The sequence below is a fragment of the Aeromicrobium sp. REDSEA-S32_B7 genome (assembly GCF_001626145.1).
GTDB classification, from domain to species: Bacteria; Actinomycetota; Actinomycetes; order Propionibacteriales; family Nocardioidaceae; genus Aeromicrobium; species Aeromicrobium erythreum.
The window spans coordinates 1-7,558 of sequence record NZ_LUNF01000218.1; the positions used below are offsets into that span (position 1 = coordinate 1).

The 7,558-nt window shown below is 71.8% G+C and carries 8 protein-coding genes and 1 riboswitch; of the genes, 7 read left to right on the forward strand and 1 reads right to left on the reverse strand.

The genetic code is table 11. The features are described 5' to 3' along the window. Positions 1 to 688: nicotinate-nucleotide--dimethylbenzimidazole phosphoribosyltransferase (locus A6Q79_RS14260; RefSeq protein WP_317698656.1), on the reverse strand; the 688-nt coding region annotated here is incomplete at its 3' end. A gap of 265 nt (positions 689 to 953) precedes the next feature. Between A6Q79_RS14260 and A6Q79_RS14265 the strand changes: the two genes are divergently transcribed. From A6Q79_RS14265 to A6Q79_RS14295, 7 genes are all read left to right on the forward strand, one after another. Further along, the gene (locus A6Q79_RS14265; RefSeq protein ID WP_067860245.1) at positions 954 to 1,172 is read left to right on the forward strand and encodes a CbtB domain-containing protein; all 219 of its coding nucleotides are present in this window, start codon (positions 954 to 956) and stop codon (positions 1,170 to 1,172) included. 376 nt (positions 1,173 to 1,548) lie between these two features. Continuing rightward, positions 1,549 to 2,133, forward strand: a complete 585-nt coding sequence (locus A6Q79_RS14270; RefSeq protein ID WP_317698658.1) for a CbtA family protein — start codon at positions 1,549 to 1,551, stop codon at positions 2,131 to 2,133. A gap of 91 nt (positions 2,134 to 2,224) precedes the next feature. Further along, positions 2,225 to 2,444, forward strand: a riboswitch (cobalamin riboswitch). 129 nt (positions 2,445 to 2,573) lie between these two features. Beyond that, the gene (locus A6Q79_RS14275; protein ID WP_286690615.1) at positions 2,574 to 5,117 is read left to right on the forward strand and encodes a ribonucleoside-diphosphate reductase subunit alpha; all 2,544 of its coding nucleotides are present in this window, start codon (positions 2,574 to 2,576) and stop codon (positions 5,115 to 5,117) included. 139 nt (positions 5,118 to 5,256) lie between these two features. Then, positions 5,257 to 6,240 (forward strand): ribonucleotide-diphosphate reductase subunit beta, encoded by a 984-nt coding sequence (locus A6Q79_RS14280; RefSeq protein WP_067860251.1) that lies wholly within the window; start codon positions 5,257 to 5,259, stop codon positions 6,238 to 6,240. Positions 6,241 to 6,254: 14 nt separating this feature from the next. Beyond that, positions 6,255 to 6,677, forward strand: coding sequence for a HEAT repeat domain-containing protein (locus A6Q79_RS14285; protein ID WP_286690616.1), 423 nt, complete (start codon positions 6,255 to 6,257; stop codon positions 6,675 to 6,677). 89 nt (positions 6,678 to 6,766) lie between these two features. Next, positions 6,767 to 7,312, forward strand: a complete 546-nt coding sequence (locus A6Q79_RS14290; RefSeq protein WP_286690617.1) for an SRPBCC family protein — start codon at positions 6,767 to 6,769, stop codon at positions 7,310 to 7,312. 9 nt (positions 7,313 to 7,321) lie between these two features. Next, positions 7,322 to 7,558: hypothetical protein (locus A6Q79_RS14295; protein WP_317698657.1), on the forward strand; the 237-nt coding region annotated here is incomplete at its 3' end.

Genomic DNA, 7,558 nt, shown 5'->3' on the forward strand with positions numbered 1-7,558 from the left:
CGCCCGCACGGTCGAGGGCCGCCTGCACGACCTCACCCTTGCGCACGAGCGACGCGTCGTCGATGCCGGTGCCGCGGCCGACGACCTCCGAGCCCGGCAGCCCGAGCGAGGCAGCCACGAGCGCGGCCGTGGGGGTCGTGTTGCCGATGCCCATGTCGCCCGTGACGAGCAGCTGGGCACCGGCGGCGATCTCCTCCGCCGCGATCGCCCGGCCGGCGGCCAGCGCCCGAGCCGTCTCGTCCGCGGACAGCGCGTCCTCGACGTCGATCGCCCCACTGCCCCGCCGCACCTTGTGGGCGCGCACCGCGTCGGGCAGGTCGGCGAGGTCGTCGTCGACGCCGAGGTCGAGCACGCGCAGGCTCACGCCGTGCTGGGCGGCGAGGACGCTCGCCCCGGCGCGTCCGGCGGCGAACGTGCGGACCATCGCGGGCGTGACGGCGCTCGGGAACGCGGAGACGCCCGACGCGGTCACGCCGTGGTCGCCGGCGAGCACCACGGCGCGCACCTGGTCGACCGGACGCGGCGGCACCTCGCCCTGCGTCGCCGCCACCCAGCAGGCGAGGTCGCCCAGCCGGCCCAGCGCCCCGGGAGGCGTGGCCAGGCCTGCGAGCCGCTCGCGTGCCGCAGCGTGGATCGCCGGGTCGGGAGGACGGACGGCGGACGGGGTGCTCACGGGCTCGACGGTCACGGGTGAACGGTACGACGTCGTCCCGGCGAGCCGCCGGAGCAGGAGGCCCGCGCGCTCGCACCATGAGACGCGCGCCACACCCCGGTGGCACCGACCGGCCCATGCCCTACGCTCGGCACGTCGACCACCACGGAAGCCGGTGGAAGTCCGGCGCAGTAGCGCTACTGTGACGTCGCCCCAGCAGCACCGGGGAGACGGAGCCAGACCCTGGTCGTCGACAGCCCTCCATCCACGGGACGCACTCATCCCTCAGGAAAGGCCTGCCATGTCGCAGCTGAACCCCTCCGTCGACACCCCCGCGGTGCCGGTCGTCTCCATCCCGGTCCGCGAGCTCGCCCCATGGGCGCTGTTCATCGCGCTCCTCGCCCTCGTCGCGCTCTACTTCGTGGGCGCCGAGCAGGGCGCGACCTCCCTCATCTCCGGCACCGGCGTGCACGAGTGGGTCCACGACGGACGCCACCTGCTGGGCTTCCCCTGCCACTGAACGACGCTGCCACTGAACGACGCTGCCCCTGACCGACCCTGCGGCTGACCGGGCCTGAGCCCGGTCGGTCCTGCCAGCGGACCCGGCCTCCGGGCACCCGCCCCGAGCCCGCGGCGACACCGTGGGCTCCCTGTCGTCGAACCGCGGCCCGAGCGACCCGTCAGCGCGACGGGACGTGTCGCGCCGCTCCGCTCGGGAAGGACCCGACCCATGAGCACCACCCGCACACCCCACCTGACCGCCCGCACGTTCCTCGTCCACGGCCTGCTCGCCGGTCTGCTCGGCGGCGTGCTGGCCTTCGCCGCCGCCTCCGTGGTCGGCGAGCCGCCCATCGACGGAGTCCGGCGGACACTCCCACGGCGACGAGGACGCCGCGATCAGCCGAGGCGAGCAGGCCGGCCCCGGCCTCGCGACCGCCACGATCATCGTGGGGCTCGTCGCCGGCGGCGTCGTCGGCATCGCCTCGGCCTTCGCCGTCGGCCGGCTCGGCGGGCTCGGCCCGGTGGGCTCCACCGCCGTCGTGGTGCTGCTGGCCTACCTCGCCTACACCGTCGTGCCGTGGCTGAAGTACCCGCCGAACCCGCCGGCGGTCGGCTCGGCCGACACGATCGGCGAGCGCACCGCCCTGTACTTCAGCTTCGTCGCCGTGTCGCTGCTGGCCGTCGTGGCCGCCGTCCTGCTCGCGCGGGCCCTGCTGGCCCGCGGCCCGTGGGTGGCGGTCGTCGCCGGGGCCGCCCTGTACGTCGTCGTGGTCGGTGTCGCCGGTCTCGTCCTCGCGCCCATCGACGAGGTCCCGGACTCCTTCCCGGCCACCACCCTGTACGCCTTCCGCATCGGCTCGCTCGCCACGAGCACCGCGCTGTGGGCCGGTGTCGCCCTCGCCCTCACCGGGCTCACGGCCCGCACCTGGCGGGCGCACCAAGCCGACGTCGAGCGCCGGGCGGCCGCCGCCGCACTCTGACCTCGTCCGCAGACGCCGCCTCCCGACAACTGGGAGGCGGCGTTCGCATGAACCCAAGATGTAGGGGTTACATTCGTGTAGTTCCCCGTATATGGTGGGTCGTGCAGCTGGTTCGGCCCGTCATCCAGACGGGTCGTCGCAAGAGGGAATCCGGTGAGAGACCGGAACTGCCCCGCAGCGGTGAGTGGGAACGAACGGTGTCATCAGCACTGGGGCCCTGCAGAGATGCATCCCTGGGAAGCGACACCCAGTAGGCGGCAGCGATGCCTGGCCCGCGAGTCCGAAGACCTGCCAGTGCTCCACCGCCACCGGTGGAGGTCCGCGACCTCGTGGGAAGGTCCAAGGATCAGACGACGTCGTGGCGTGCCCGCGACCCGTCCTCCTCTCCCCGCGTGCCCGTGGACTGCGTCAGTCACGACGAGTTCACGAGGGGTGAACCGATGACCATCACCGTCATCAAGCGCGACGGCAGCCGAGCGGACTACGACGGCTACGAGATCGCGAGATCCATCGAGGAGGCCGCCACCGGCCTGCCCGACCAGGTCTCCCGGGCGACGCAGCTGCGCGCCGAGCTGGAGATCACGCTGTTCGACGGCATCAGCAGCGAGCAGCTCGACGAGGCCGTCATCGGCGTCGCGCTGCAGAACGTCAAGGACGACCCGGCCTTCGACACGATCGCGTCGCGCCTGCTGGTCAAGACGCTCTACAAGAAGATCTTCGGCGAGGGCGTCACCCGCGACGAGGTGTACGCCTTCCACGGTCCGGCGTTCGTCCGCGCGATCCTGCGCGGCGTCGAGCTCGGGCTGCTCGACGAGCGGCTGGCCGAGGCCTTCGACCTCGAGCGGCTCGGGTCCGCGCTCGACCCCGACCGCGACGACCTGCTGCGCTACGTCGGCGCGCAGACCATGCGCAACCGCTACATGATCACCGAGCCCGACGGCACGCCCCTGGAGGTGCCGCAGTTCTTCTGGATGCGCGTGGCGATGGGCCTCGCGCTGAACGAGGAGGACGCCACGACGGCCGCGCTGGCGTTCTACGACAAGATGTCGCGCCTCGAGTACCTCGCCGCGGGCTCGACGCTCGTCAACGCGGGCACCGCGTACAGCCAGCTCTCCAACTGCTTCGTCATGCAGATGGAGGACGACATCGAGCACATCGCCAAGAGCGTCCGCGACGTCATGTGGCTGACGAAGGGCACGGGCGGCATCGGCCTCTCGGTCACGCAGCTGCGCGCCGAGGGCTCCCCCATCCGCTCGAACAACACCAGCTCGACCGGTCCGATCCCGTTCATGCACACCATCGACTCGACGTTGCGCGCCGTGAGCCGGGGCGGCAAGAAGTTCGGCGCCCTGTGCTTCTACATGGAGAACTGGCACCTCGACTTCGGCCAGTTCCTCGACCTGCGGCAGAACTCCGGCGACCCCTACCGGCGCACGCGCACGGCCAACACCGCCGTCTGGATCTCCGACGAGTTCATGAAGCGGGTCGAGGCCGACGCCGACTGGTACCTGTTCGACCCGCTCGAGGTCGGCGACCTGCCGGAGCTGTTCGGCCAGGCGTTCAGCCGCCGCTACGCCGAGTACGCGGCGCAGGCCGAGCGCGGCGAGATCCGGCACAAGAAGCTGAAGGCGCGCGAGCAGTTCCGCGCCATCCTCACGACGCTGCAGACGACGTCGCACCCGTGGCTCACCTGGAAGGACACGGTCAACACCCGCGCCCTCAACCAGAACACCGGCACGATCCACCTGTCGAACCTGTGCACCGAGATCTGCCTGCCGCAGGACCGCGAGAACATCAGCGTCTGCAACCTGGCGTCGATCAACCTCTCCCGGCACGTGGTCGGACGCCGCGGCGACGCACGCGTCGACTGGGACCGGCTCGCCGAGTCCACGCGGCTCGCCGTCCGCCAGCTCGACAACCTCATCGACATCACGATCAGCTCGGTGCCGGAGTCGGAGCGCTCGAACGAGGAGAACCGCGCCCTCGGGCTCGGCGTCATGGGCTTCACCGACGTCGTCGAGCGGTTCGGCTGGTCCTACGAGAGCGAGCGCGCCTACGACCTCATGGACGAGCTGATGGAGTTCGTCAGCTGGCACGCGATCGACGCCTCCGCCGACCTCGCCCGCGAGCGTGGCGCGTACCCGAACTTCGCCGGGTCGCGCTGGAGCCAGGGCATGGTCCCGTTCGACTCCCTCGACCTGCTCGAGGCCGACCGCGGCGTGCCCGTCGACGTCACGCGTCGCTCCCGCCTGGACTGGGACGCGCTGCGCGCCAAGGTCGCGGGAGGTGTCCGCAACTCCACGCTGATGGCCATCGCGCCGACCGCGTCGATCGGCCTCGTCGCCGGCACCACTCCGGGGCTGGACCCGCAGTTCAGCCAGATCTTCAGCCGGGCGACCGCGGCGGGCAAGTTCCTCGAGGTCAACCGCAACCTCGTCGAGGACCTGCGCGAGCGAGGCCTGTGGGAGTCGCTGCGCGAGGACCTGCTGCGCCACCAGGGCGACCTGTCGAAGGTCGAGGGCGCGCCCGCCGACCTGGTCGAGATCTACCGGACCAGCTTCCAGCTGTCGCCCTACGCGTTCCTCGAGGTGGCCGCCCGCGCGCAGAAGTGGATCGACCAGGCGATCAGCCGCAACATCTACCTCGCCAGCCGCGACGTCGGCGACATGGTCGACCTCTACGCAGCCGCGTGGCGCAGGGGCGTCAAGACGACCTACTACCTGCACATGATGCCGCGGCACACCGCCGAGCAGAGCACCGTCAGGGTCAACAAGGCCGAGGCCGTCGCCCCGCAGGGTGCGACGACGTCGGGCGGGCGCGGCTTCGGCGCCCGCCGCGGCTTCGGCGCCGCCACCGCAGCCCCGACCCCGGCCCCGGCTCCGGTGGCCGTCGTGCCGGAGGAGATCCAGGAGCTCGACGTCGTCGACGGGTCCGCCTGCCCGATCGATCCGCAGGAGCGCCTGCAGTGCGAGTCCTGCCAGTAACCCCGGACCCGCTGGTCGAGTAGTCCGTCCCGTGAGGCACGAACAGGGACGGACGTATCGAGACCACCCGGCGGCCGTCGCGCGAGCCGGCTCCGCGACGGCCGCCTCACCACCCCGACCCCCGAGAGCGAGACCCCCCATGCCCATCCTCGGCACCGGCATCGCCGAAGGCCTGCTGCTCAAGCCCGTCACCTACCCGTGGGCGATGGAGCTGTACGACCAGGCCGTCGCCAACACGTGGTTCCCCAACGAGGTCCAGCTCGGTGAGGACCTCGCCGACTTCGAGCGCATGAGCGACGACGAGCGCCACGCGCTCACCTTCCTCATGAGCTACTTCAACCCCAACGAGCTGCTCGTCAACAAGGCGCTCGCGTTCGGCGTGTACCCCTACGTCAACGCGGCCGAGTGCCACCTCTACCTCGCCAAGCAGATGTGGGAGGAGGCCAACCACTGCATGAGCTTCGAGTACGTGCTCGAGACGTTCCCCATCGACCGGGTCGCGGCGTACGAGTCGCACGTGAACGTCCCGTCGATGGCCGCCAAGGAGGCCTTCGAGGTGCGCTTCATCCAGCGGATGACCGAGCAGACCCTCGACATCACGACCACCGCGGGCAAGCAGGACTTCGTGCGCAACCTCGTGGCGTACAACGTGATCCTCGAGGGGATCTGGTTCTACTCCGGCTTCATGGTGGCGCTGAGCTTCCGGCAGCGGAACCTGCTGCGCAACTTCGGCTCCCTCGTCGACTGGATCGTGCGCGACGAGAGCCTGCACCTGAAGTTCGGCATCAACCTGATCCTCACGGTGCTCGACGAGAACCCCGAGATCGCCACCGAGGAGTTCGCGGCGGAGATCCGCCAGATGGTCCTCGACGCGGTGGCCATGGAGGAGGCCTACAACCGCGACCTGTTGCCGCACGGGATCCTCGGGCTCAACGCCGACTACATCAACACCTACGTCCGCTACCTCGCCGACCGGCGCCTGGAGGAGCTCGGCTTCGAGCCTCACTACGGAGCGGCGAACCCGGCGAAGTGGATGGCGACGGCCAACGACACCCTGCAGCTCGTCAACTTCTTCGAGTCGATCAACACCTCCTACGAGGTCAACGCCCGCGCGGGCTCCTGAGCGGGCGGGCGAGCATGTCGTGCGTCGGGTTCTTCACCCCCGAGCAGCTGGCCCGGGTGCGCGCCGCGGGCGACGACCCCCGCCCGGTGTCGACGTTCCGCTCGCCCGAGGCGTCGGCGTCCAAGCGGCGGCGGGTGGCGGAGATGGCCAGGTCGCCCGACCCGCGGGTGCGGGCCGCGGCGGCGGGCTCGTCGCTGGCGGCCGCGGAGGTGCTGCAGCGGCTGGCCGCCGACCCCGACCTGGGCGTGCGCGCCGCCGTGGCGCGCCACCCCGCGTCGCCGCCGGACCTGCTCGACCGGCTCGCGACCGACGCGGACGAGACGGTCCGCGGCTGGGTGGCCGCGAACCCGGCGTCGTCGCCCGACCTGCTCGAGCGGCTCTGCGACGACTCGTCCCCGACGGTGCGGTCGGTGGCCGCCTGGGCCCAGTGTTGGTGAGGGAGGGGCTGGTGACGGTCGCGGCGCGCCTGTTCCCTGGGCGCCCCTCGCGTCGGCGCGGCGACGGCACCGCGGGTAGCCTCCCGTGCATGTCCCGAGCCCTCACCGTCAGCGACACCGTGGTGGTCGGCGTCGAGCCCGACGTCGTCTACGCCGCGCTCAGCGACGTCCGGCAGATGGGGCGTTGGAGCCCGGAGAACACGGGCGCCGAGCTCGCCGACCCTGCCGCGCCGATCGGGGTCGGCACGGTGTTCGTGGGCACGAACCGTCGCGGCCGCGCCCGCTGGCACACGCGTTGCGTCGTGACGGCGGCCGACCCCGGCCGACGCTTCGCGTTCGACGTGCGCGCCTGGGGTCCGGGCCGACGTCTGCTGCCGGTGCGGGTGGCGTCGTGGGAGTACACGTTCGAGCCCGCCGTGGGCGGCACGCTCGTGACCGAGACGTGGCTCGACGGTCGCACCGGCTGGCCCGACTGGACGGCGTCGGTGTTCGACCGGGTGGCCACGGGACGCGACTCCTTCGCGACGTTCCAGCGGGGCAACATCCGCCGCACGCTCGACCGGCTCAAGCGTGAGCTCGAGTGGGAACGTGGCCGGGAGCAGGCCCCCCAGGACCGCACCGACGACGCGTCGTGAGCCGTCGCCATGCCTGAGCTCGACCGCCTCGGCGAGTTCTTCGCCGTCGAGCGGACCGGCGACGGCGACGGCTGGCGGCCGCTGGCCGACCTCGTCGACGGAACCTACCTGCACACGCGCGTGGTCGCGACGCACCTCGCGCTCGCGTCGCGCGTCTCCGCGGCGAGCTCGGCGGGGGTGCCGGGCCACGGACGGCAGGCGGTGGAGCCGCGGGTGGCGGCGTCGGTGGCGTCGCTGGGGCTGTTC

Coding starts and splice junctions, on each gene's coding strand:
- A6Q79_RS14290 (WP_286690617.1), top strand. CDS start 6,767: ATGTCCCGAGCCCTCACCGTCAGCGACACCGTGGTGGTCGGCGTCGAG.
- A6Q79_RS14275 (WP_286690615.1), top strand. CDS start 2,574: ATGACCATCACCGTCATCAAGCGCGACGGCAGCCGAGCGGACTACGAC.
- A6Q79_RS14285 (WP_286690616.1), top strand. CDS start 6,255: ATGTCGTGCGTCGGGTTCTTCACCCCCGAGCAGCTGGCCCGGGTGCGC.
- A6Q79_RS14265 (WP_067860245.1), top strand. CDS start 954: ATGTCGCAGCTGAACCCCTCCGTCGACACCCCCGCGGTGCCGGTCGTC.
- A6Q79_RS14280 (WP_067860251.1), top strand. CDS start 5,257: ATGCCCATCCTCGGCACCGGCATCGCCGAAGGCCTGCTGCTCAAGCCC.